Source organism: Hyphococcus sp. (assembly GCF_041986965.1).
Taxonomy (GTDB): domain Bacteria; phylum Pseudomonadota; class Alphaproteobacteria; order Caulobacterales; family Parvularculaceae; genus Hyphococcus.
The window spans coordinates 667,436-690,577 of the sequence record NZ_JBHIXB010000001.1; the positions used below are offsets into that span (position 1 = coordinate 667,436).

Consider the following 23,142-nt stretch of genomic DNA (forward strand, 5'->3'; position numbering starts at 1 on the left):
CGGGACGGGCCGTCGCAGCGTCTTGACGGGGAAAGGCGGCGGCCATAGGTGAAACCCATGGCTATTAGAGAAATCCTGACTGCGCCTGATCCGCGCCTGCGCGAGGTGTCAAAACCCGTGGACAAGGTGGATGACGCTTTGCGTGCGCTCATGGATGATATGCTGGAGACGATGTATGACGCACCGGGCATCGGCCTCGCCGCGATCCAGGTTGGCGTCCCGAAGCGCGTCATCGTCATGGACCTTGCTGGCAAGGATGAAGAGCCGGAGCCGCGTTTCTTCGTCAATCCGGAAATTCTCCACCCGTCTGAAGAAATGAACCTCTATGAAGAGGGCTGTCTGTCCGTGCCCGAATATTTCGACGAGGTGGAGCGTCCTGCTCGCTGCCGCGTTAAATATCTCGATTATAACGGCGAAGAACAAATCCTGGAGGCTGAGGGGCTCCTTGCCACCTGTATTCAGCATGAGATGGATCATCTGGAAGGCGTGCTTTTCATCGACTACCTGTCGCGTCTGAAGCGTGATCGGGTTCTGAAGAAGCTTAAAAAAGAACAGCGTCTCACCGCCGCCCAGTAAGGCGGCCTTTTCGCGCCGGAGCCATGCCCATGCGCCTCGCCTTTATGGGCACGCCCGATTTTTCCGTTCCCGTTCTCGGCGAACTGATCGCCGCCGGTCACGACGTTGCGGCCGTCTACACCCGCGCGCCGGCGCCGTCGGGGCGGGGCCACAAGCTAAAGCCGTCGCCGGTTCACGCCTTCGCCGAGGCAAGCGGGCTTGACGTGCGAACGCCGAAAAATTTCAAGGCGTCAGAAGACATCGACGCTTTTGCGGCGCTCGACCTCGATGCGGCGATTGTCGTAGCTTATGGCGTGATCCTTCCGCAGTCTGTGCTCGATGCGCCCCGTTATGGGTGTCTCAATCTCCATGCCTCTTTGTTGCCGCGCTGGCGCGGCGCGGCGCCGATCCAGCGGGCGATCATGGCCGGCGACAAGGTGACCGGCGTTCAGGTGATGCAGATGGAGACGGGGCTTGATACGGGCGCGGTCCTGTTGTCGGAAACCCTGCCCATTGCGGAAAACGATACGGCGGGCAGCCTTCACGACAAGCTCTCAGGCGTTGCGGCCCAGCTCGCCCCCCGGGCGCTGGCGGCGCTGGAGCGTGGCGGTCTGGTCGCGACCCCGCAACCGGAAGACGGCGTCACCTACGCCCACAAGATCAGCGCGGCGGAAGCGCGGATCGACTGGTCGCGATCGTCGAATGACGTCGATCGCCATATTCGCGGCTTGTCGCCTTTTCCCGGCGCCTGGTTTGAGGCTGAAGGCGAAAGGGTGAAGGCGCTGATGTCAAAGCCGGCGAACGGAAATGGCGCGCCGGGCGATATTCTTGATGCGGACGGAAAGCTTGTGATCGCCTGCGGCGACGGCGCCGTTGAACTCGCCACGCTTCAGCGCGCGGGAAAGAAAGCCCAAAGCGCAGGGGAATTCCTTCGCGGTTTTGCGCTTGAAAAGGGCGCGCATGTTGCCTGACGGCGCCGGAGTTTATTGCAGCGGCGCCATGAAGCTGCGCTGACGGGTCAGTTTTTTCAAACCCTCTTCCTTGCGCTGCATGTTGAGCGAGAACATCAACAGATCTGCGCGCCCCACCAGATTTTCGACCGGCAGAAAGCCGACGCCCGGATAGGGAAACCGGCTGTCGATGGAATTGTCGCGATTGTCGCCCATGACGAAGAGGTGATTGTCCGGAATAATCGCGGGGCCAAAATCGTCGCCGCGGTAAGTATCCCCGCGCTCATAGATTTCATGCTCGCGTCCGCCGGGCAGAATTTCGGAAAAGGCCGCGACGCTGGCGACGCCGCCTTTGTGCTCACGATAGCGGAACATGTCATCAAGCGTGCGCGGCGTTTCGGCGTCATTGAGGAAAAGGCGGCCTTCTCGAAGCTCGATCTTGTCGCCTGGCAGGCCAATCACCCGCTTGATCAGGGTTTCGCTGGAGCCCGGATGTTTAAAGACGACAAGGTCGCCGCGTTCGGGCAGTCTGCCGAAAAGGCGGCCTGTGGGTGTCGCGACCTCCGGTCCGATGGAGAAGGGGACGGAATGGCGCGAATAGCCATAGGCGAATTTGTTGACGAGGATACGGTCGCCAACGGCCAAGGTGGGCAGCATGCTTTCGCTGGGAATGTAATACATGCCATAGGCCGTGGTCCGGAAAGTCAGGAGAACCGCGAGAATGCAGGCGAAAAACAGGACTTCCGATCTGAAACTTTTCCAGGACATCTTTGAAAGCATTGCATCCTCCATAATGTAGGAAATATAGCTCCCGTCATGGCGCGTTACAAACTGATCCTCGAATATGACGGTGCGAATTTCGTCGGCTGGCAGCGCCAGGATAACGGATTATCGATTCAGGAAGTCGTCGAGCGCGCCATACATGCCTTCTGCGGTGAGGCCGCCTCCATTTATGCGGCGGGGCGCACCGATTCAGGCGTGCATGCGCTCGCTATGGCGGCGCATATCGAACTGGAAAAGGAGTGGCGCGCCGATGTCGTGCGGGATGCCTTGAACCAGCATTTGCGTCCGGCACCGATTGTGGTTTTGTCGGCGGAAAAAGTCGCGGACGATTTTCACGCCCGATTTTCCTGTGTCGGCCGCGCCTATGAATATCGCATCATTAACCGGCGCACTCCGCTCGCACTTGATCGCGGCCGCGCATGGCGCGTTTCGTCAAAACTGAATGTCGACGCGATGGATGACGCCGCGCAGATTCTGGTCGGCAAACATGACTTCACCACGTTCCGCTCAAGCAAGTGCCAATCGGATTCACCTGTAAAGACGCTGAATGAAATTTCGGCATCTCGTCTCGGTGAAGATATTTATATCCGCTGTGCTGCGCGGTCTTTCCTTCATAATCAGGTGCGGTCTTTCGTTGGCACGCTTGTCGAAGTTGGAAAAGGCAAATGGCGTGCGAGGGATTTGAAAGCGGCGCTTGACGCCGTTGATCGCACCCGCTGCGGCCCCGTCGCCCCGGCGGAGGGGCTCTATTTCGTGCGGGCGGAATATTGAAAGCTAGGCCGCAAAGGTCTCGAAATATTTTGCGATGACCGTTTCATAAATGTCGGCGAGCAATTCAACATCGCCAACATCCACATGCTCATCCACCTGGTGCATGGTTGCGCCCACAAGACCGAATTCGGCGACCGGCGCATAATCCTTGATAAAGCGCGCATCCGACGTGCCGCCGGAGGTCGACAGTTCCGGCTTGCGTCCGGTTTTGGATTCGATGCAAGATGAAAGCAGCCCAAGGAATTGCATGTCAGTGGTTAAAAACGCCTCGCCTGAAACAACGCAGTCGAGCGCGTAGGTTGCGTTGATTTCTTTAGCGATAGGGTCGATCTGCGCCTTGAGCCAGTCCTGTATGCTGGCGCCCGTCCAGTTGGGATTGAAGCGGATATTAAAGCGCGCAGACGCCTTGCCGGGAATGACATTGTGCGCCGGATTGCCGATATGAATATCCGTGACCTGAAGGCTTGACGGTTGAAAGCGCTCATAGCCCTCATCAAGCGGTGTTTCGCTTAAGTGCAACAGCTTGCGCATGAGCGCCGGGACCGGATTTGAAGCGCGGTGCGGATAAGCGACATGACCTTGCTTGCCCGTTACGGTCAGCCAGCAATTGATTGAGCCGCGGCGCCCGACCTTGATCATGTCGCCCATGGCGTCGGGGTTTGACGGCTCGCCAACAAGGCAGTGGTCGATTTTGATGTTCTGATCGCGCAGCCATTGCAAAACTTTGACTGTGCCGTTGACGCCTTTGCCTTCTTCATCGCCGGTGATGAGGAGAGAGAGCGTTCCATTTGCGGCGCCGTCTTTCAGCGCGCGCGCGGCGGCGGCGACAAAGGCGGCGATAGCGCCTTTCATATCCGACGCGCCGCGACCCCAGAGTTTGCCGTCTTTCACCGCCGCGTCGAAAGGCGGGGACGTCCATTCATCAGCGTCGCCAGGCGGCACCACATCAGTGTGCCCGGCAAAACAGAAATGCGGGCCGCCCTCGCCAATCTCTGCGTAGAGATTGTCTACATCCTCGAATGGCAGGCGCGTGCAGCGGAAGCCGAGACCGGAAAGCGCCTTTTGCAAAACATCGAGGGCGCCCTCATCAGCGGGTGTGACCGAAGGGCAGCGGATCAACGCGCGGGCGATCTCCACCGGGTCATATGTTTGTGTATCGATCTCGCTCATGGCGATGAGGTAGACTAGGCGCGAAACGGAAACAAGCCGGAGTTCAAGGATGCCGAAACTCGACCTGTCTAACGCGCCCGTCAGAACGAGCTGTGTTTATCCGGGCAGGCTCGCCGATCACTGTAAGGGGCGGTCAAAAATCGCCCTCGGCGATCTGGGCGGCCTCGACCAGTTCGGCGTCAATCTCACGCGCCTGACGCCGGGGGCGGCCTCCGCGCATCGGCATTGGCATCTGAAAGAAGATGAGCTTGTCTATATGCTCGAAGGCGAGGCGGTGCTGGTTGAGGATGACGGCGAGACGGTTCTGAAGCCGGGCGATGTTGCGGCGTTCAAGGCCGGCGTCGAAAACGGGCATATGCTCGTCAACAGATCGGACGGCGATGCGGTTTTTCTTGAAGTGGGAACCAGATCGCCGGACGAGACCGCCAGCTACACCGATCCCGATGTCGACATGAAGGTTGTAAAGGAAAACGGCGCCTGGACATTATACCGAAAGAATGGCGACAAATATTGAAAAAATTCATCCTTGGCGGCGATGATGGCCTCATCTTTTAGGCTTTACGTATGTCGCAGCAATGAATCCGTTTCCCATTCACTTCTCTATTGATCTGGAGCCGGACGAACGTCTTCCCGGAGACGATAACAAGACATATGACAATGCCGGCGCTGCGCTGGAGCGGATGGCGGTTTGGCGCGGCGAGATTGAGGCGGCGACGGGCGTCCCGGCGCAATTCGGCTGGTATGTGCGCATGGACCGCCATATTGGAGCGCTTTACGGCGATCCCTGCGCCATCGCCAATAGATACAAACCGATGCTTGATGAAGCCGCGCGCGCCGGCGATGAAATCGGGCTCCATATTCACGCCATTGAACGGCGGCGCGACGGCGGCTGGCGGGCGAACTATGCTGATGAACGCGCAGTTTGCGAAACAGTTGATGAGGCGTTCGCCAATTTTAAATCGGTCTTTGGGCGAAATTGCGATGCGGCGCGCATGGGCGATATGTGGACGAGCAAGGCCTGCATGGCGCAAATCGCCAGATGCGGGGCCCGGTATGACATCACGCTTGAAACAGGGTTGCGCCCGCAAGGGATAGCCGCCCTGTATCCGGGCACTGGCAGCAAAGGCGCCCGGCCCTCAATGCTGGGCGCGCCAATGGCGCCGTTCCGGCCCTATGCGGCTGATAATGATGATTTCTGGGTGTTGCCGCTCGCCTCTTATCCGCGCGATGATTTCACGCGTCCCGGCATGTGGCTTGTATCCGCCTATTCCAGCATCACCACCGGTTTTCGCCGCAACCGCGCGCGGATGATGCTGCGGCCTCAGGAAGAATATGCGCCTGACAGGCTCAAGACGTTGCTTGAGGCGGCGTTGTCTGAGGGCAAACAGCCGGGGTTTTGTTTTGCAATCCGGAATCTGGGGCCCGCCGAGCGGGTCGAGCAGTTTCTTGAGGCGCTTATAGGCCTCGGGCGCGAAAGACCGATAAAATTCTGCACGCCCGCTGAATATGTGAGGATTGCGACTGCGGCGCGTTAGTCGCGCAGGAGTTCGTTGACGGATGTTTTGGAGCGGGTCTTTTCATCGACCTGTTTGACGATGACGGCGCAATAAAGATTGGGCCCGCCTTTCGCCGACGGCATGGAGCCGGAAACAACGACCGAATAAGGCGGCACTTCGCCATAGGTGACCGCGCCCGTTTCACGATTGACGATCTTCGTGGAGGCGCCGAGATAAACCCCCATGGAGAGGACCGAGCCTTCGCGCACGATGACGCCTTCAGCAACTTCGGCGCGCGCGCCGATAAAGCAGTTGTCTTCGATGACAACCGGGTTCGCCTGTAAGGGCTCGAGAACGCCGCCGATGCCGGCGCCGCCGGAGATATGGCAGTTCTTGCCGATCTGCGCGCAGGAGCCGACTGTCGCCCAGGTGTCGATCATTGCGCCTTCATCCACATAGGCGCCGATATTGACGTAAGAGGGCATCAAGACGGCGTTCTTTGCGATGAACGACCCGCGCCGCACGGTTGCGGGCGGAACGACGCGAAAACCGCCTTTGCGGAAATCGTCGGCAGTCCAGCCTTCGAATTTCGTTTGCACTTTATCCCACCACGGCCCGTTCGCGCCTTCGACAAGGCCGTTGTCATTGAGACGGAACGAAAGGAGCACCGCTTTTTTCAGCCACTGATTGACGCGCCACTCGGTGAGGTTACCGCCTTGATGGGGTTCAGCGACGCGCGCGGCGCCGCTGTCGAGAAGCGAAAGGGCTTCGTTCACAGCGTCGCGGATTTCGCCTTTGGTCTCGAGCGTGACATTCGCGCGGTCTTCCCACGCATTGTCGATGACAGCTTGAAGCGAGGAGTAGTCGGTCATGATGTTACTTTTTTTGAGCGGTTAAGCCGAGATAGTTGCGGCGTTGAGAAAGGCGGTGATGTCGTCGGTGACATAATGCACATGAGCCGCCATGTCTCCCCGCTTGGCCGGCCTTTTTTCGTGAGGCTCGTCGTCAAGCCAGGCGGCGTCGGAATGCACAAGCACCGTCGTCATGCCAAGCGCATGGGGCGCTTCAAGGTTTTGGACAATGTCCTCGAACATGACTGCGCCTTGCGGCTCGATCGCATGGGAGGCGAGAAATTTTTCATAGGGTTCGCGCCGCGGCTTTGGCGCATAGCCCGCCGCCTTGATGTCGAAAATCTCATCGAAATGATGGAGAACGCCGAGCGCGCCGGCGACATTTTCCGCATGCTTCACCGAGCCGTTGGTGAAGATGAATTTGCGGCCGGGAAGGGCCGACAGCGCGGCGCCGAGCGCCTTGTTTTCATGCACATTGCTCACATCAATGTCGTGCACGAATTCAAGAAACTCGTCGGGGCAGACGTCATGGCGGGTCATAAGACCGCTCATCGTCGTGCCATATTCAACGTAATAGGCTTTTTGCAGCCGTCTCGCCTCGCCATGCTCCATGTCGAAACGGTCGCGGATGAACGCCGTCATCCGCGCATCGATCTGTGCGAAAAGCTGGCAGTCGGCGGAATAAAGCGTGTTGTCGAGATCGAAGACCCAGCTTTCTACATGTCGAAGGTCTGTCGTCACGTCCCTGCTCTTAAGCGTTGCTTCACTCGGCCCCATCATCTGCGGACGGCGCGGAGAACATTTCCGGCGTGAAGTCGAAGGTGGCGGACTCTGCGCCGCCGATTTCGACGCGGCGGAATTGCGCTTCATCGAGATCCTGATCTGCGCAGGAAAGGTCGTCGACGCTGTTGAACATCACGAGATTCGTGCAGAAAACCTTCTCGCCGCCGGTCATGACGCGCTCGCCGGTGGGATCCTCGATCAGGCCGTAGACATAGTAGTGATCTTTTTCGAGCGCGCCCTTGATGATCTTGGCGCAATCGCCGGGCTCGATTTTCCACCATCCCCGGGAGCGGTATTGCTCATCGTCTTCATTTTCCGCGACGGCGGACCAGACTGCGTTGTCGGTCTTGTTGCAGTAGAAAAAGCCGAGCTTGGCCTCGCGTGCATTGGCGTCTTCGATCAGCGCGTCGATGAGTTCGTCATCGATGTTATAGCCGTCCGGCAACCCCTTTTCCTTGCGGTAATTGGCGAGCGCGCGCTGGGTTTCGCGGCCCATGGCGCCGTCAACCTCGCCGGTGTTCTTGCCGATGTCGGAAAGAAGGCGCTGTACGCCGGCGACTTCCGCTGAATAAACGGTGAAAGTCGACGCTTCGGTGAAATCGGTTTGCCACGCGCCGCCCGCAGCCTCGGTGACTTCCACATTGAAAAATTTGCGCTGGCGCATGGGATCGTCGCGGCAGACGTCCTGATTGCGCAGATTGAAGAAGCCGTTGTTTTCCACACAGAGCGCCGTGTCGCCGGACCAGGTTCTCAAGGGGCCCTTGTGTCCGGGGATCGCCTCCGCATAAACAAAGTAGCGGCCGGGTTTCGCCGTTTCCGTCAGCACCACTTTGCACTGTCCGGGTCTCAGTCGCCACCAGCCTCTTGTGGCGAGGCGGTCTCCGTCCACATAGCCGATGGCCGCGGAAAGGGCGTAGCTCGACTTGTTGCAGAAGCTGTATTTCGCTGATGCGCCTCCGGCGCTGAGAGCAAATACCAGGATCGATAAAAGGATAAGACGCATTGAGCGGGGCCCGAAAATTACTCATCGCCACAATGGCGCTTTGTTTGGCGCGTAATTCAGCCGAAACTGACCCGAGGATCAAGCGCATCAGAGATGAATAAGGCTTCACCCCCGACGGAAAACAGCTCTGAAGACGGCGCTGCGCCGCCATCGGGCGGGCGTGTGAGCGTGCTTTTCCCCATGCCGCTGCCCAAAGCCTATGATTACGCCTGCGAAGGCGGGGCCCCGCCTCTGGGGGCGTTTGTGACAGCGCCTTTCGGCCCGCGCGAGGTGACAGGCGTGGTCTGGCCGTCCGAAGGCGAGGCTCCGCCGCTTGAAAAGCTGAAAAAGCTGGCGGGAGTTTTCGATGCGCCGGCGCTTTCGCCGGAGCTGATCGCGTTCATCGACTGGGCGGCGGCTTATACGATGTTTCCGAAGGGCGCGCTCCTGAGGATGGTGATGCGGGTTTCCGATGCGCTGGAAGGCCCGCGCATGCAGACGGCGTATGTCCGCGCAGGGACGCCGGAGGGATTGCGGATCACGGCGCAACGCAAGGCCGTGCTCGCCGCCGCCTCGCAGACGCCGCAATTCGCTTCCGAGCTTGCGTCCGCCGCCGAGGTTAGCGAGGCGGTGGTCCGCGGCCTTGCTGACGCCGGCGCCCTCACCCGTGTCGAGGTGGATCCCGACCCGCCTTTCGATCCGCCGGATCTCGAGCGGCAAGGGCCCGCGCTTTCCGACGATCAGCAATTTGCCGCAGATGCGCTGACGGATGTCATCGCTGAAGGTGGCCACAAGGCGGTCCTGATTGATGGCGTGACCGGATCCGGCAAAACGGAAGTCTATTTTGAGGCCGTCGTCGCGGCGTTGAAAAAAGACCCGGAGGCGCAGGCGTTGATCCTGCTCCCTGAAATCGCGCTGACGCTCCCCTTTCTGACGCGCGTCGAGGAGCGTTTTGGCGCCGCGCCCGCGCCCTGGCATTCGGACCTGACGGCCGCGCAAAGACGGCGCACCTGGCGGCGCGTTGCCGAAGGGAGCGCGCGGCTTGTCGTGGGCGCCCGGTCGGCGCTGTTTTTGCCGTTTAAAAAACTGGGGCTCATCGTCGTCGATGAAGAGCATGACAACGCCTATAAACAGGAAGAAGGCGTCATCTATCACGCCCGCGATATGGCCGTGGCGCGCGGCAGTCTCGCCGGTTTTCCGGTTGCGCTCGCTTCCGCGACACCGTCCCTTGAAACCGTCGTCAATGTCGATGAAGGCCGCTATGACGCAGTGGGGCTTTCGTCCCGCTTCGCCGATGCGGCGATGCCGGACATTCGCCTGATCGACATGCGTGAAGACCCGCCGGAGCAGGGGCGATGGCTGTCGCCGGCGCTTGTTCGTGAAATCGATCGTAATTTATCTGTACACGAACAGTCTCTCTTGTTCCTGAACCGTCGCGGCTATGCGCCGCTGACCCTGTGCCGGCGCTGCGGCCACAAGATGACGGCCCCGGGCTCGGACTCCATGCTGGTCGAGCACCGGTTCGAAAACCGGCTCGTCTGTCATCACACCGGGTTCTCCATGCCGAAACCGTCAGCTTGCCCGGTCTGCAACGCTGTCGATGCGCTGACGCCTTGCGGGCCCGGCGTTGAGCGCGTCGCCGAAGAGGCTAAGGAACGCTGGCCCGAAGCGCGCATTGCGGTCTTGTCTTCCGATACGGCGCCGGGGCCGAAATCCATGCGTGAAGTGCTTGACGCCATGAAGGCGGGCGAGATCGATATTCTGATCGCAACCCAGGTGGCGGCGAAAGGCCATCATTTTCCAAACCTCACGCTTGTTGGTGTTGTCGATGCTGATCTCGGGCTTGCCGGCGGTGACCTCAGAGCGGCGGAGCGGACCTATCAATTACTCAGTCAGGTGACGGGCCGGGCGGGCCGCGCTGAAAAACCGGGCCGCGCGTTCCTGCAGACTTACCAGCCTGATGCGCCGGTGCTTGCCGCGCTTGCGACCGGTGATCGTGACGCTTTTCTGGCTGCCGAAGCGATCGGCCGCCGCGATCTGGGCTTTCCGCCTTATGGACGGCTCGCCGCCGTAACCTTGCGATCTCTCGATGAGCAGGCATTAGACAAGACGGCGAACGCCTTGAAAGCGTCGGCGCCTTATGCGGATGGCGTTGAGGTTTTGGGCCCGGCGCGCGCGCCGATCTACCGGCTTCGCGGCGTCGCTCGGATGCGCTTGCTTGTTAAGGCGAAGCGCAATGTCAGCCTGCAAGCCTATCTCGCAGACTGGCTGGCGAAGGTGAAAGTTCCGGGCCCGGTGCGCGTCACTGTCGACATCAACCCTTATTCTTTCCTCTAGGCTTTTCGTGGAGTGATGAAATTTCTGACGGTTTTTATCAGCGGGCGCTCAAGCCACAGATAAACGCCATGGGCAAAGACGATGCAGAAAAGCGTCAGCACAATGGCGAGCGCAAAAGCCGCCCAGTAAGTTGCACCAAAAAGGCCCGCGGCCAGCATTGTCGCCGGCGGCAGGATCATCGCATGTACAAGATAGAGAGAATAGGAACTGTCGCCCAGCGGCGTGAAGCGTTTGACGGTCTTTGACAGGCGTCCCTGTTTTTCCATCAGCACCATGCCGCAGATCAATAGCGCGCTGGGAACCCCATAGCTGATCACTGTCGGCAGGGCCGCCGGGCCGATGATCGCCGCGCCAATGAAGCCGGCGATCCCGAACGCCGCCATCGCAGGCGGGCCCCAGCGCGGCAAGGGAATATCCGATCTTGCGATCACCGCGATCCATGCGCCCATGACGAATTCCAGCAACAGCGTATTGGTTGCGACATGCAAGGTTGGATGCGCCGGATGGAACAGCACGCCGATCGCGGCGAGGCTGGTGAAGAGAACTGAAAGTGCAATGACGCTGAGGCGTTTGGGCAAGAGCAGCAGCACAGCAAAGACGCCATAAAAGAACAGCTCGAAAGTGAGGGGCCAGCCGACGAAAATGAGTTTGGAGGAATGGCCGGGCGCGAGCAGCGTTGCGCCAACGGCGTCGCTGACGCTTTGCGGAAAGCCCAGGTGAAACGCCGCTGCGATGACAATGTTGATCGCCGCCAGCGCCCAGTAGATGGGATAGATTCTGATGAAGCGGCGCCGCGCAAATCCACCGATGCTCGCCGCCTTGCCGAATTTGCCTTCGCTTGTCCACACCATGATGAAGCCGCTGATGACGAAGAAGATATGAACGCCTGAAGCGCCGGCGGCTGCAAAATGCATCAGGCGTGCGCCCATCGCGATCACATTCAAATCCACGAAATGAAAGGCGTGATAGGCGGCCACGAGCGCCGCCGCGACAAAGCGCAGAAACTGGATCGAATGAACGGTCGTCATCTGGGGTGAGGCGGGCGTCATACTGGCCTTGGAATATCGGCGAAAAGCGCCCTTCACAGAGCAAGAAGCGGGCCGCAGAGCCTCCTTCGGCGGTTTCGGTAAACGCTAGGTTAACCCTTTATGGGTCTAATATGTCCTGCTTTTTTATGCGGGACGGGAAATGAAACGACTTACGCGCATCATCATTGCAGCGCTCGCCATGGCTTCATTTGCAAGTCAGGCCCGGGCGGTCGAGCTCGACGAGCTTCGTTTCGGCGTGCTCGCTCATAGCTGTTGCGGCTTTGGGTCCTCGAAGGAGGGCGGGGTCGCGCTCAATGGCGAGGCGGTGTTTTCATCGCCGCGATTTTTGTCGGTGCTGGCCAAGCCGCGCCCCGTGATCGGCGCAAGCATCGCAACACAGGAAGGCGCCACCAGCCAGTTTTATTCAGGCCTTGAATGGCGCGCCGATATTTCGCGCTGGTTTGTTTCCGCCGGCCTTGGCGTTACGGTCCATGATGGCGAGACCGATCGTTATGATCCTGTCGCAGACGCCGCGCGCGTCGATGACACCATCTTTTTCGGGTGCCGCGCCTTGTTCCGCCTTGCCGCTGATGCAGGCTATAACCTAACCGACCGTGTTTCCGCATCCGTCCACTGGAACCACATCTCCAACGCCGGTCTGTGCTCCGACAATGAAGGCCTTGACCATCTCGGTGTGCGCGTCGGCCTCTCCTTTTAAGGGAAGGGCGGGCGCTTTTCCCGCACAGTTTCATAAATTTCCATGCTGGGCGCGCAGAGCTTGCGGATTTTCTCCATCTGCGCTGGCGTGAAGTCGCCGCGAAATGACGTTTTGCGCTCCGTCGTTTTGTTTTGGTGACCCATGACGATTTTAGCGCCGAGAAACGCGTTGATTTCCTCAAGAAAAACCGGCAGCCGGTCGAGATAGCCCACAGCATCGAGGCCGAGAATGTTCTGCCGGGCGTCGTCTATGTGCTTTCGCATTACGGGCGTATCGGGATCGCGCCAGTCGCCGAAATGATAGGCGTAAAGGCCGCCAAAATAACGCGCACGGCGACTGTCGAGAAATGCGTCTATGTCAGCGCCGGCGGATGTTTCCATGCCGCTGTCATAGGCATAGCGTAAATGCGAACAGAATCGCTCTACCGGCTCGCGAAGAATGGTGATGAATTTGTGAGTGTCGCCATATTGCTGTTGCAGCGCGCGATCAAACGGCGCGTGCCCGGTTACGCATTTGACGCCGCGTTGCAATGCATAAGCGAGAAGAAACTGGCGCTCTATGCTCGCTTCGGTTTCCGGCAGAGACGAATTTGGCCCATGATTGATAGATCGCACAGCATAACGCGCTTCAATCGGAAGAATGCGTTCCCGCGACAGGCGATAATGCTGAAACAGCGCCGTCTCCAGCGAAGACCCGCCGCATTTTTGCGCATGGAGAAAAACAACGCCGGTTTTATAGCGCGCCAAAAGTCTGTTTTTTATATCCCCCAGCAATCCCATTAGCTTTGTTATCTCTAGGGCGCCTTAGAGTCGGGTGCAGGCAGGCTATGCTTCATTGACCGATATGCCTGTCGACGTCGCTTATTCGGCCGCGATCAGTTCGAGGCGTCCTCCGGGCGCGTCATAGAAATAATACTGCGCCTTGCCGTCAGGCATGAATGCTTTTGCGATCAGGCGCGCGCCGCCCACGGATTGCGACAGGATCAGCATCGTTGATCCGGGCACGGCGGTTTCCAGCTTCCCGGCAATATCTTCCTCCGCGGGGTCGAGGTGGTGAACGCCGTTGCTACTGATGACGGCGGACGCTGCTGCGCTGCGGTGATCATAGACAACGTCTTGAATGTAGCCGGAGGCCGGCGCGTACAAAACTTTTGAAAACTCGCCGGAGTGAAGATCCAGCGCCATCATTTTTTGAGCGCCGCTATCTTCCGTGACGCGCGCCTGAATGGCGTCCCCGTCTGTCGTGAGGCCATAAAACTGGACCTTACTATATGGGCTTTCATCATACTTGATGTCGGCGATCTTGCTAAACCCGCCCTTGCCGGAGGGGCTGGCAAACACAGTGAGACGGTCTTCATGAGGAGAATCAATTCGAGCGATAGCGTCACCTGATTCAGTCACCACCCAGTCGACCGTCTCCTCATCGCCACTCTCGACTTCGCGCGCTCTTGTGCGTTTCAGATTTAGTTCCTGTAGGGAGTAAGTTAAATCGTCCGCCCCTTGCTCCAGCCGGCTTGGGCGGGTCAAGCTGATGGAGACGCTTGTTCTCGCAAAGAGCGCATGACCGGGTTTGTCAGGCAAGGTGGATATAAGATCCCCCGAGGAGCCGATAAAATACCCATAGTCCTGACCGGTCTCATTGCCGAACACGGTGTGGAGTTCGCCGGTGTCCTTGTCGATCACCATCCAGCGGGAAAAGCGTATCGTTTGAAGGCCGTCAGTGGTGCGAAGTCCGGATCGCTCTGCGCTGACCCGAACCAGGACATGGCTGTCGCCGCCCCATGCGAAATCCCAGGTCGGCAGGTCGCCAAGCCCGACGGCCAGCGGTGGTTTGGTTGCATCATCCGCGTCATAAATGGCGACGATCGTCTGGCCCTGAAACTCACGCAGAATGGCGTAGCTTTTTCCGTCCGAAGAAAGGTCAACGTCATAGATGGCGTCGGGTGTGGTTGCTTTTTCTTGCGCAGCGGCCGGCGCTGCTGCGGCGGCTGAAATGCCGAGCGCCAGAAAAAATGAGATAAAAAAGCGCCAAAAGCGCGGTGCGCGGAACATAAAAGCCCCCTCCAAACAACAAGCCCCATGGGCGTGTGATGACGCCCGCGCGCAAGCTTTCGACACTTTTCCGGGGAGTGCAACCGTGGGTTGGTGACAGCGGTCTGAAAAGATCGCCATTCCGCCGCACCGGCAATTGTTGCGTCGCGGCGGGGCCCATGCTACGCCCTCGCGCGATCTCATGAGGAAGGCGCGGCTGTTACCGGACGTCGTCTTCTTTTCGTATGTAATTTCAAAAACTTAGACGCCCCCATCGGCGGCGTCCAATGTGTCAGGAGCGAAAAGCGCCAGTGTCGACCAGCACCGCGTCAGCAAATCTCGCCCCCGTTTCCGGAGTCGCCGGCCGTTACGCCTCAGCGCTTTTTGAGCTTGCGCTGGAAGCAGGCTCGCTTGAGGCCGTCGAAGGCGAGCTTAAAACCCTTCAGGGCGCGATCGACGCATCGCCAGACTTGAAGGCGTTTTTGAACAGCCCCGTCTATGACCGCGACGATCAGCTTTCTGCGATCGGGGCGCTGGCGGAAAAAGCGGGCTTTGGCGCGCTGGTGACGAACTTCCTGAAGCTCATCGCCAAGAACCGGCGCTTGTTTGCGCTTACCGACATGATCCGCGCCTTCCGCGCGCTCGCCGCCGATCACCGCGGCGAAGTGAGCGCCGAGGCTGCGACCGCCGCCCCCATGACCGACGATCAGGTTAAGGCCCTGCGCCTTGAGATCGAGGCGCTGGTCGGCAAGGCGGTCAATCTCGAAACCCGCGTCGACCCGGATTTGCTGGGCGGTCTTGTCGTCAAGATCGGCTCCCAAATGGTCGACGCATCCTTGAAGACCAAACTTAATCGTTTGAAGACCGTAATGAAAAAGGCCTGAGCGACATGGAACTCAATGCGGCGGAAATCTCCTCCATTCTGAAACAGCAGATCAAGGACTTCGGCAAGGACGCCGAAGTCTCGGAAATCGGCCAGGTGCTGTCGGTCGGCGACGGCATCGCGCGCGTCTACGGCCTCGACAATGTCCAGGCCGGCGAGATGGTCGAGTTCGCCAACGGCGTGAAAGGCATGGCGCTGAACCTCGAAGCTGACAATGTCGGCGTCGTGATCTTCGGCGACGACCGCGCCATCGGCGAGGGCGACACCGTCAAGCGCACCAAGGCGATTGTGGACGTGCCGGTGGGCAAGGGGCTGCTTGGCCGTGTTGTCGACCCGCTCGGCAATCCGATTGACGGCAAGGGCCCGATTGAATCGACCGAGCGCCGCCTTGTGGACGTGAAAGCGCCGGGCATCCTGCCGCGCAAATCCGTGCACGAGCCGGTGCAGACAGGCATCAAGGCTATTGACGCCATGATCCCGGTCGGCCGCGGCCAGCGCGAGCTTGTCATTGGCGACCGCCAGACCGGCAAGACCGCGATCTGCGTCGACGCCATGCTCAACCAGAAAACGGCGAACCAGGGCGACGACGAGTCGAAAAAACTCTACTGCGTCTATGTCGCCATCGGGCAGAAGCGCTCCACCGTCGCGCAGATCGTCAAGACGCTCGAAGACAATGGCGCCCTTGAATATTCCATCGTCGTCGCCGCGACGGCGTCCGAGCCGGCGCCGCTCCAGTTCCTCGCGCCGTTCTCCGGCTGCGCCATGGGCGAATATTTCCGCGACAACGGCATGCACTCGCTCATCATTTACGATGACCTGTCGAAACAGGCCGTTTCCTATCGCCAGATGTCGCTCCTGCTTCGCCGTCCGCCGGGCCGCGAAGCTTATCCTGGCGACGTTTTCTATCTTCACTCGCGCCTGCTTGAGCGCGCTGCGAAGCTCAACGAAGACAATGGCCTCGGCTCCATGACGGCGCTGCCGATCATTGAGACGCAGGCGAACGACGTGTCGGCTTATATTCCGACCAACGTGATTTCGATCACCGACGGTCAGATCTTCCTTGAGACGGACCTCTTCTTCCAGGGCATTCGTCCTGCGGTGAACGTCGGTCTGTCGGTGTCGCGCGTGGGATCTTCCGCGCAGATCAAGGCGATGAAGCAGGTCGCCGGTAAGATTAAGGGTGAGCTTGCGCAGTATCGCGAACTCGCCGCCTTCGCGCAGTTCGGCTCCGATCTCGACGCAACGACCCAGCGCATCCTGAACCGCGGCGACCGCCTCACCGAACTCATGAAGCAGGCGCAGTTCTCGCCGCTTCAGGTGGAAGAGCAGGTTTGCGTGATCTTCGCAGGGACCCAAGGCTATCTCGACAAGATCGCCAAGGACCGGGTGCAGGAATTCGAAGCGGAGTTTCTCCGCAAGATGCACGCCGACCATGGCGACATTCTCAAGACGATCCGTGAAACCGGCAAGCTTGAGAAGGATGTCGAAGACAAGCTGAAAGCGGCTCTCGACACATTCACGAAAAACTTCGCGTAAGTAAGGACGAAAAGGCGACGCAATGCCGTCTCTTAAGGACCTCAAAAACCGGATCTCGTCGGTCAAGTCGACGCAGAAGATCACCAAGGCGAAGCAGATGGTCGCCGCGGCGAAGCTGCGCCGGGCCGAAGAGCGCGCCACCGAAGCTCGTCCCTATACGGAGCGGATGGAGGCGGTGCTCGCCAATTTGTCAGCCAGCGCCAAGGGCAATCCGAACGCGCCGAAGCTGCTTTCGGGCACCGGCAAGGACGAAACGCATCTCCTGATTGTGGCGACGGCCGACAAGGGCCTTTGCGGCGGCTTCAACTCGTCCATCGTCCGGCTTGCGCGCGAGCGCATTACGAAGCTTCAGGGCGAAGGCAAAAAGGTGAAAATCGTCACTGTCGGCCGTAAGGGTAATGACCAGCTAAAGCGGCTTTATGGCGAGTTGATTGTCTGGAAGACAAACTTCGTCGACATTAAACAGGTCGGTTTCGCCGAGGCCCATGAAATCGCCGAAAAAGTCCTCTCGATGTTCGATGCGGGCGAGTTCGATGTGGCGACCTTGTTCTACGGCAAGTTCAAAAACGTCGTCACCCAGGTCCCGACCGCGCAGCAAATCATTCCGGCTGTGGCGCCGGAAGGCGTTGAAACGCCGGACCTCGGCGGCGCGATCTATGAATATGAGCCGGACGAGCAGGACATTCTGACGGCGCTCTTGCCGCGTTATGTGGCGGTGCAGGTCTTCCGCGCGTTGCTCGAAAACGTCGCGTCGGAACAGGCCGCCTCCATGTCCGCCATGGACAACGCCACGCGCAACGCCGGCGAAATGATCGACAAGCTGAATTTGAGATATAACCGCGCCCGCCAGGCGCAGATCACCACCGAATTGATTGAAATCATCGCCGGCGCCGAAGCCCTTTAAAGGCCGAAGCCCCGAAGATAGACGAACAGCTGAAGGAAGAAGTCATGAGCAACGAAGGCCGCATCAGTCAGGTTATCGGCGCTGTCGTGGACGTCGTTTTCGACGACGGTCTGCCGGCGATTTTGAACGCCCTGGAAACTGACAATAACGGCAACCGCCTCGTCCTTGAGGTGGCGCAGCATCTCGGCGAAAACGCCGTCCGCACCATCGCCATGGACTCCACCGAGGGTCTCGTGCGCGGCGCGAAAGTGACGGACACGGGCGCGTCGATCTCCGTGCCCGTAGGCGACGGCACGCTCGGGCGCATCATGAACGTCATCGGCGAGCCGGTGGACGAACAGGGCCCGATCCCGCACGAAACCAAGCGCGGCATTCACCAGGAAGCGCCGTCCTTTGTTGAGCAGTCGACGGAAGCGGAAATCCTCGTCACCGGCATCAAGGTTGTCGACCTCCTTTGCCCCTACGCGAAAGGCGGCAAGATCGGCCTCTTCGGCGGCGCGGGCGTCGGCAAGACCGTTCTCATCATGGAACTCATCAACAACATCGCGAAAGCGCATGGCGGATACTCCGTGTTCGCCGGCGTCGGCGAGCGCACCCGGGAAGGCAACGACCTTTACTGGGAGATGATCGAATCCAAAGTGAACGTCGACCCGAAAGAAACCGGCGGCAAGACGGAAGGCTCCAAAGCGGCGCTCGTCTATGGCCAGATGAACGAGCCTCCTGGGGCCCGCGCGCGCGTTGCGCTGACTGGCCTCACCGTTGCGGAGCATTTCCGCGATCAGGGACAGGACGTTCTCTTCTTCGTCGACAACATCTTCCGCTTCACCCAAGCGGGCTCCGAGGTGTCGGCGCTTCTCGGCCGCATCCCCTCGGCGGTGGGCTATCAGCCGACGCTCGCCACCGACATGGGCGCCATGCAGGAACGCATTACGACGACAACCAAAGGCTCGATTACCTCGGTGCAGGCGATCTACGTGCCGGCCGACGACCTCACCGACCCGGCGCCGGCGACGTCGTTCTCGCACCTCGACGCGACGACGGTTCTGAACCGCGCCATCGCGGAAAAAGGCATCTATCCGGCTGTGGACCCGCTCGACTCGTCGTCGCGCATTCTCGACCCGCGCGTCATCGGTGAAGAGCATTATCAGGTTGCTCGCGACGTGCAGGGCATTCTCCAGCGTTACAAGGCGCTGCAGGACATCATCGCGATCCTCGGCATGGACGAGCTTTCCGAAGAAGACAAACTCGTCGTCGCGCGCGCGCGCAAGGTTGAGCGCTTCCTGTCGCAGCCCTTCCACGTCGCCGAAGTCTTCACCGGTTCGCCGGGCAAGCTCGTCTCCATTGAAGACACGATCAAAGGCTTCAAGGGCCTCGTCGCGGGCGATTATGACCACCTGCCGGAAGCGGCGTTCTACATGGTCGGCTCCATCGATGAAGCGCTTGAAAAAGCCGAACGTCTTGCAGCGGAAGCGGCGTAACGGATCATGGCTGACAAGCTTCACTTCAGTCTCGTCTCGCCGGAACGCGAACTGATGTCCACGGATGTGGACCAGGTCGATATTCCGGGCGCCGAAGGCACGCTCGGCGTCCTGCCGAAGCATTCCCCGGTGATGACCATCCTTGCGCCCGGCGTTGTCCGGGTGAAGGACGGCTCGGAAGAAACGCGCATCTTCGTGCGCGGCGGCTTCGCCGAGATTTCGCCGGCGGGCCTCACGGTCCTCGCCGAAGAGGCGGTGATGGTGAAGGATCTTGACGCCGACAGTATCGCCCGGCGCATCAAGAACTGCGAGGAAGATCTCGCGGACGCGGACACGCTGCCGGAAACGCGCCGCCACTCCGAGATGGAGCTGAAGCAGTTGAAAGAGCTTCAGACGGCGCTCTAAGGCTTTCCTTGCATGCAAAGAGGTTGAGGGCGCTTCGGCGCCCTTTTCTTTTGCCCCGGCATGGGAAAAATCCGGGGATAAATTGGGGAAACAATCCGGTGCGAGTCAGGCGATAGTCCGTTTCGAATGACCGAGGAGAATTCCATGTCTGCGACCGCCTTGAAGCCGCAAACTGAAATTGCGCTGAGCGTGCGGGTGAAGCGCCTTCCCCATGGGGCCGGGCTCGACCTGCCGCGTTATGAGACCGAGCTTGCCGCCGGTTGCGATGTGCGCGCCGCGTTGACGGAACCGCTGACCCTGAAACCGGGGGAACGCTTCATGGTCCCGACCGGCATCGCCATCGCCATGCCGCCGGGCTGGGAGGCGCAGATGCGCCCGCGCTCCGGCCTCGCCGCGAAACACGGCATCGCCTGCGTCAATGCGCCGGGCACCATTGACGCCGATTATCGCGGCGAGCTGAAGGTCATCCTCATCAATCACGGGGATCAAGACTTTGTCATCAATCGCGGCGACCGCATCGGCCAGATGGTCTTTGCCCCGGTTTTCCAGGCGGCGTTCGAGGAAGTGGACGAGCTTGACGACACGGCGCGAGGCGCTGGCGGGTTTGGGTCAACCGGGGTTTGATTGTCAATCGGGGGCTTCATGTTCGGCTTGGATCCTGAAACATTCGAAAACTATATTGATCTTGCCGGTCTCGCCGCCACGGTCATCGGGTTTATTTTTATCATTGTTCAGGTGCGGCAGTTAGGGCGCTCCGTCCGTAGCAGCGCGCAATCGGCGATCTATGATCAGGCAGCGGATTTCCGTGAGCATCTCGTCGCCTATCCGCAATTGCGGCCATTTTTCTTTGACGGCGCCGACATCGATCCTGCACATCCGGAATATAATCGAGCACTCACTATCGCCGAGCTGTTTCTCAACTATCTCGAACACATCGCCATTCAGGGCGGCAATTTCGACGGGAATGACAGGAAAGCGTGGGAAAGCTTCGTCCGCGCAGCGCTAACGGCGAGTCCGCTCATGTCCCGGCGTTTGGCGGAAAGGCCTGACGCTTATTCGCCTCAACTGCGACGTCTTGCTTAGAAGTTACTTTCCGAAAAACCTGAAAATCAGCGTCAGGACGATTGAAATAATAATCATCGTCGTCAGCGGGAAATAAAACGCAAAACCCTCGCGCTTGATCACAATATCGCCGGGCAGACGGCCCAATCCCAATTTCGAAATCACCGGCCATAACAGCCCGGTGACGAGGAGAATGATCCCGGCGGTGATCAGGAATTTCTGCATTGCGCTAATATAGGCCTTCAGGCGCGTGCGAGAAAGCGCTTAGCCTTCGTCGCTTTCCTCGACCGCAACTTCCACTTGTTCGATCCCGGAAAAGGTCTGGCGCGTATCGGTGGAGAAGGATTTGAACATCGCCTCGCCTTCGATATGCGCCTCGCTGGTGACGATCAGCGCCGGGCCGTCGCCTTCGGGCGCGGCGAAGCGCTGGGTCTGGACAAGTTTTTTCACCTTGGCCACGGGCGCAGGCTTGAAAGGCTTTTTTGATTTGAGTTCGATGGAGGAGATATAGGCGCCCGGTTTGTTGAGCGTGATGAAGACCTCAAGCGCGTCTTTCGGCGCGTCATCATCGTCAAGCTGCGCCACATAGACGGCTTCGGTCTCGCTTTCGGAAACAAGCTCAGCGTCGCCGATCATGTCGTCGAGGCTGTCATAGAGGATGGGGCTGTCCTCCATCTCGCCCTTGCGCAGTTGTTTCAGCGCTTTCTGCTGTGGCTTGTTGAGCGCTTCTTCTGCGGGCGTCAGGACCTGCCAGCGCGCGTCGCCTTCAAGGCGCGGATCGAAGCGCAGCGTAAGTGTTGTTTCGTTCTCGCCATTGCGGGTCCAGTGCTCCACCGTATAGGCGTAGCGATAATGGGCGAAGTCCTCGGCTTTTTGCGCCGCCTGAGTCAGGAGCGTGAGGCTCGTTCCTTCAGGCGCGGTCTCGGCGCTTGCGGGCGAAAGCAACAGCGTGAAAGCGCAGACCGCTGCAGCGGCGCGGAAAAAGGAAAAGTTCAATTTTTACTCCGTACTCGGATGGGGCTTAGTAGCCCGGGGAGAAGCTGCGCGGCGCCGGGTCGATCACCTGAATGCCGCCGGGCTGGATTTCGAGGATCGCAAGGCCGCGCTCCACGGTGCCGTCGGCGTTGAGGCGGAAGAGGCCGTCCGCGCCGAAATATCCGTTCGGGTCGGCGATGGCGTCTTCGGAGAACCGGTCGCGGCGCCGGCCATTGGCGGCGAGACGCGCCGACAGCAATGTTGCGTCATAGGCAAGCGACGCAAGGCGCGGCGGATTGGCGCCGAACGCGTCTTCATAGTGCTTTTCAAAGCTCGCCGTGATGGTCGGGTCGGGCGCGGCGAACCAGCCGCCCCGCAACGCCGGTTCGCGCGTCAGGCGGGGATTGTTCCACGAGGAAACGCCGAGAATTTTCACCCGGTTGATGTCGACATTGTAGTAAGGAAGAAGCGGCGCGAGCGCGCGCAGAAGCGTTCCCTGTTCCGGCATCAACACCGCCTGATAGCCCTGGGTGTAGCCGGCTTCGGCGCTGGCGTTTTCCGCGACCGGTTTCGTGCGGTCGCCCTCATAGCCGTGGCGCATTTCCAGCGGGATGATCTCTTTCGAATATTGCGCCAGACGTTTGGCTGGCGCGAGCATTTCATCGGGCTCTTGAACATAGCGTTCTTCGTGAACGATGACGCCGCCGCGGGCGAAGACTTCTTCGGCGAACGCGCCGGAGACCCGGTCGCCATAATTTGTCATCGGCGCCAGGACGCCGAACCGCACCATCTCCTGGTTCATGGCGTATTCTGTGACGCGCGAGATTTCGAGTTCCGGAGGGAAGGAAAGAAGGAAGACGCCATCGCCCGCCGCTTTAAGGTCGGAAGAAAAAGCGATCATCGGCGTTGAGGCGGCGCGCGTCACAATGGCGGCGGCGTCAACGGATTCTGAAAACAGGGGCCCGAGAATGATTTCCGCGCCGTCCGCGAGCGCTGAGCGTGCGGCGGCGGCGGCGCCTTCCGCGTCGCCGCGCGTGTCCTTCGGGATAAGGAGATAATTCTTTTCGCCTGCGTCGAACACGGCGAGCTGCGCGGCGTCGAACATGGCGGCGGCGATGCGGCGGGCGGCTTCGTTATCCGATGAGAAAGGAAGCAGCAAACCGACCCGCACCGGGTCCTCGCCATCCATATGCGGCGGGCGCATGAAGTTGCGGCGGTCATAACGCTCCGCTTCTTCAAAAAGGCCGCCCTCTTCATAGATCGTATCCTGATCGGGAAGCGGTTCGTCGGGGCGTGCGATCACCGGTCCTGAAGGCCGCGTCGGTCCGGTGGAGCCGCAGGCCGCCATCAGCGCCAACAGCGCGCCGGCGATCCCTGCCTTGACGCCCGCCTTGGTGGTCTTTGTGAGACTGAACCGCATCCCCTGAAATCCCTTATTTTCCGCC

General features: G+C 59.8%; 25 protein-coding genes. 14 read left to right on the top strand and 11 right to left on the bottom strand.

The genetic code is table 11. From position 1 onward, the window contains the following. The first annotated feature begins 57 nt into the window (after positions 1-57). Positions 58-576, top strand: a complete 519-nt coding sequence (gene def / locus ACFC5L_RS03295) for a peptide deformylase (RefSeq protein ID WP_375201708.1) — start codon at positions 58-60, stop codon at positions 574-576. A gap of 29 nt (positions 577-605) precedes the next feature. Then, the gene (gene fmt / locus ACFC5L_RS03300) at positions 606-1,526 is read left to right on the top strand and encodes a methionyl-tRNA formyltransferase (protein WP_375201707.1); all 921 of its coding nucleotides are present in this window, start codon (positions 606-608) and stop codon (positions 1,524-1,526) included. A 12-nt stretch (positions 1,527-1,538) separates the two neighbouring features. On the opposite strand, the gene lepB is transcribed toward fmt, so the two are convergent. Beyond that, positions 1,539-2,285, bottom strand: coding sequence for a signal peptidase I (lepB, locus tag ACFC5L_RS03305; RefSeq protein WP_375201706.1), 747 nt, complete (start codon positions 2,283-2,285; stop codon positions 1,539-1,541). Positions 2,286-2,321: 36 nt separating this feature from the next. On the opposite strand from lepB, the gene truA reads away from it, so the two are divergent. After that, positions 2,322-3,059, top strand: coding sequence for a tRNA pseudouridine(38-40) synthase TruA (gene truA / locus ACFC5L_RS03310; RefSeq protein WP_375201705.1), 738 nt, complete (start codon positions 2,322-2,324; stop codon positions 3,057-3,059). Between the two features lie 3 nt (positions 3,060-3,062). On the opposite strand, the gene dapE is transcribed toward truA, so the two are convergent. Next, positions 3,063-4,229, bottom strand: coding sequence for a succinyl-diaminopimelate desuccinylase (gene dapE / locus ACFC5L_RS03315; protein ID WP_375201704.1), 1,167 nt, complete (start codon positions 4,227-4,229; stop codon positions 3,063-3,065). 49 nt (positions 4,230-4,278) lie between these two features. Between dapE and ACFC5L_RS03320 the strand changes: the two genes are divergently transcribed. Together ACFC5L_RS03320 and ACFC5L_RS03325 are read left to right on the top strand one after the other, a co-directional pair. Next, positions 4,279-4,743 (top strand): cupin domain-containing protein, encoded by a 465-nt coding sequence (locus ACFC5L_RS03320; protein ID WP_375201703.1) that lies wholly within the window; start codon positions 4,279-4,281, stop codon positions 4,741-4,743. 61 nt (positions 4,744-4,804) lie between these two features. Next, on the top strand, positions 4,805-5,764 hold the full coding sequence (locus tag ACFC5L_RS03325) for a hypothetical protein (RefSeq protein ID WP_375201702.1): 960 nt from the start codon (positions 4,805-4,807) through the stop codon (positions 5,762-5,764). Here the strand turns inward: ACFC5L_RS03325 and dapD are convergent. From dapD to ACFC5L_RS03340, 3 genes are read right to left on the bottom strand one after another with little or no spacing between them, the layout of a single operon-like run. Continuing rightward, complete coding sequence (gene dapD / locus ACFC5L_RS03330) at positions 5,761-6,597, bottom strand: 2,3,4,5-tetrahydropyridine-2,6-dicarboxylate N-succinyltransferase (protein ID WP_375201701.1); 837 nt, start codon at positions 6,595-6,597, stop codon at positions 5,761-5,763. The two genes, ACFC5L_RS03325 and dapD, sit on opposite strands and share 4 nt — an antisense overlap. 21 nt (positions 6,598-6,618) lie before the next feature. Continuing rightward, positions 6,619-7,317, bottom strand: a complete 699-nt coding sequence (locus ACFC5L_RS03335) for a pyrimidine 5'-nucleotidase (RefSeq protein WP_375201700.1) — start codon at positions 7,315-7,317, stop codon at positions 6,619-6,621. A gap of 22 nt (positions 7,318-7,339) precedes the next feature. Next, positions 7,340-8,362 (bottom strand): DUF1036 domain-containing protein, encoded by a 1,023-nt coding sequence (locus ACFC5L_RS03340; protein WP_375201699.1) that lies wholly within the window; start codon positions 8,360-8,362, stop codon positions 7,340-7,342. A 93-nt stretch (positions 8,363-8,455) separates the two neighbouring features. Here ACFC5L_RS03340 and ACFC5L_RS03345 point away from each other — a divergent pair, with 93 nt between their 5' ends. Further along, positions 8,456-10,678: a primosomal protein N' gene (locus tag ACFC5L_RS03345; RefSeq protein ID WP_375201698.1), complete on the top strand. Its 2,223-nt coding sequence runs from the start codon at positions 8,456-8,458 to the stop codon at positions 10,676-10,678. Here the strand turns inward: ACFC5L_RS03345 and ACFC5L_RS03350 are convergent. Beyond that, entirely contained in the window at positions 10,675-11,727 is a 1,053-nt protein-coding gene (locus ACFC5L_RS03350; protein WP_375201697.1) for an acyltransferase family protein, read from the bottom strand. The two genes, ACFC5L_RS03345 and ACFC5L_RS03350, sit on opposite strands and share 4 nt — an antisense overlap. Before the next feature lie 139 nt (positions 11,728-11,866). On the opposite strand from ACFC5L_RS03350, the gene ACFC5L_RS03355 reads away from it, so the two are divergent. Further along, positions 11,867-12,424, top strand: a complete 558-nt coding sequence (locus tag ACFC5L_RS03355) for an acyloxyacyl hydrolase (RefSeq protein ID WP_375201696.1) — start codon at positions 11,867-11,869, stop codon at positions 12,422-12,424. Here the strand turns inward: ACFC5L_RS03355 and ACFC5L_RS03360 are convergent. After that, entirely contained in the window at positions 12,421-13,170 is a 750-nt protein-coding gene (locus ACFC5L_RS03360) for a hypothetical protein (protein WP_375201695.1), read from the bottom strand. The two genes, ACFC5L_RS03355 and ACFC5L_RS03360, sit on opposite strands and share 4 nt — an antisense overlap. Before the next feature lie 114 nt (positions 13,171-13,284). Next, positions 13,285-14,475, bottom strand: coding sequence for a hypothetical protein (locus tag ACFC5L_RS03365; protein ID WP_375201694.1), 1,191 nt, complete (start codon positions 14,473-14,475; stop codon positions 13,285-13,287). A gap of 290 nt (positions 14,476-14,765) precedes the next feature. On the opposite strand from ACFC5L_RS03365, the gene ACFC5L_RS03370 reads away from it, so the two are divergent. The 7 genes from ACFC5L_RS03370 to ACFC5L_RS03400 all read left to right on the top strand — a co-directional run bounded on the left by ACFC5L_RS03370 (position 14,766) and on the right by ACFC5L_RS03400 (position 20,743). After that, positions 14,766-15,338 (top strand): F0F1 ATP synthase subunit delta, encoded by a 573-nt coding sequence (locus ACFC5L_RS03370; RefSeq protein ID WP_375201693.1) that lies wholly within the window; start codon positions 14,766-14,768, stop codon positions 15,336-15,338. A 5-nt stretch (positions 15,339-15,343) separates the two neighbouring features. Beyond that, a complete protein-coding gene (gene atpA / locus ACFC5L_RS03375) occupies positions 15,344-16,873 on the top strand; it encodes a F0F1 ATP synthase subunit alpha (RefSeq protein WP_375201692.1) in 1,530 nt (509 codons plus the stop codon). A gap of 22 nt (positions 16,874-16,895) precedes the next feature. Next, positions 16,896-17,777, top strand: a complete 882-nt coding sequence (locus ACFC5L_RS03380) for a F0F1 ATP synthase subunit gamma (protein WP_375201691.1) — start codon at positions 16,896-16,898, stop codon at positions 17,775-17,777. Positions 17,778-17,821: 44 nt separating this feature from the next. Beyond that, a complete protein-coding gene (gene atpD, locus ACFC5L_RS03385; RefSeq protein WP_375201690.1) occupies positions 17,822-19,255 on the top strand; it encodes a F0F1 ATP synthase subunit beta in 1,434 nt (477 codons plus the stop codon). A gap of 6 nt (positions 19,256-19,261) precedes the next feature. After that, complete coding sequence (locus tag ACFC5L_RS03390) at positions 19,262-19,660, top strand: F0F1 ATP synthase subunit epsilon (RefSeq protein WP_375201689.1); 399 nt, start codon at positions 19,262-19,264, stop codon at positions 19,658-19,660. 144 nt (positions 19,661-19,804) lie between these two features. After that, positions 19,805-20,284: a dUTP diphosphatase gene (gene dut, locus ACFC5L_RS03395; protein ID WP_375201688.1), complete on the top strand. Its 480-nt coding sequence runs from the start codon at positions 19,805-19,807 to the stop codon at positions 20,282-20,284. Between the two features lie 18 nt (positions 20,285-20,302). Then, positions 20,303-20,743, top strand: a complete 441-nt coding sequence (locus ACFC5L_RS03400) for a hypothetical protein (protein WP_375201687.1) — start codon at positions 20,303-20,305, stop codon at positions 20,741-20,743. Positions 20,744-20,746: 3 nt separating this feature from the next. Here ACFC5L_RS03400 and ACFC5L_RS03405 read toward each other — a convergent pair whose 3' ends face one another. Genes ACFC5L_RS03405 through ACFC5L_RS03415 form a run of 3 tightly spaced genes read right to left on the bottom strand, consistent with a single transcriptional unit; the run spans position 20,747 to position 23,117 of the window. Then, complete coding sequence (locus ACFC5L_RS03405; RefSeq protein WP_375201686.1) at positions 20,747-20,947, bottom strand: DUF2905 domain-containing protein; 201 nt, start codon at positions 20,945-20,947, stop codon at positions 20,747-20,749. 39 nt (positions 20,948-20,986) lie between these two features. Beyond that, positions 20,987-21,718, bottom strand: coding sequence for a hypothetical protein (locus ACFC5L_RS03410; RefSeq protein ID WP_375201685.1), 732 nt, complete (start codon positions 21,716-21,718; stop codon positions 20,987-20,989). A 25-nt stretch (positions 21,719-21,743) separates the two neighbouring features. Next, on the bottom strand, positions 21,744-23,117 hold the full coding sequence (locus ACFC5L_RS03415; RefSeq protein WP_375201684.1) for a penicillin-binding protein activator: 1,374 nt from the start codon (positions 23,115-23,117) through the stop codon (positions 21,744-21,746). Between the last annotated feature and the right edge of the window lie 25 nt (positions 23,118-23,142).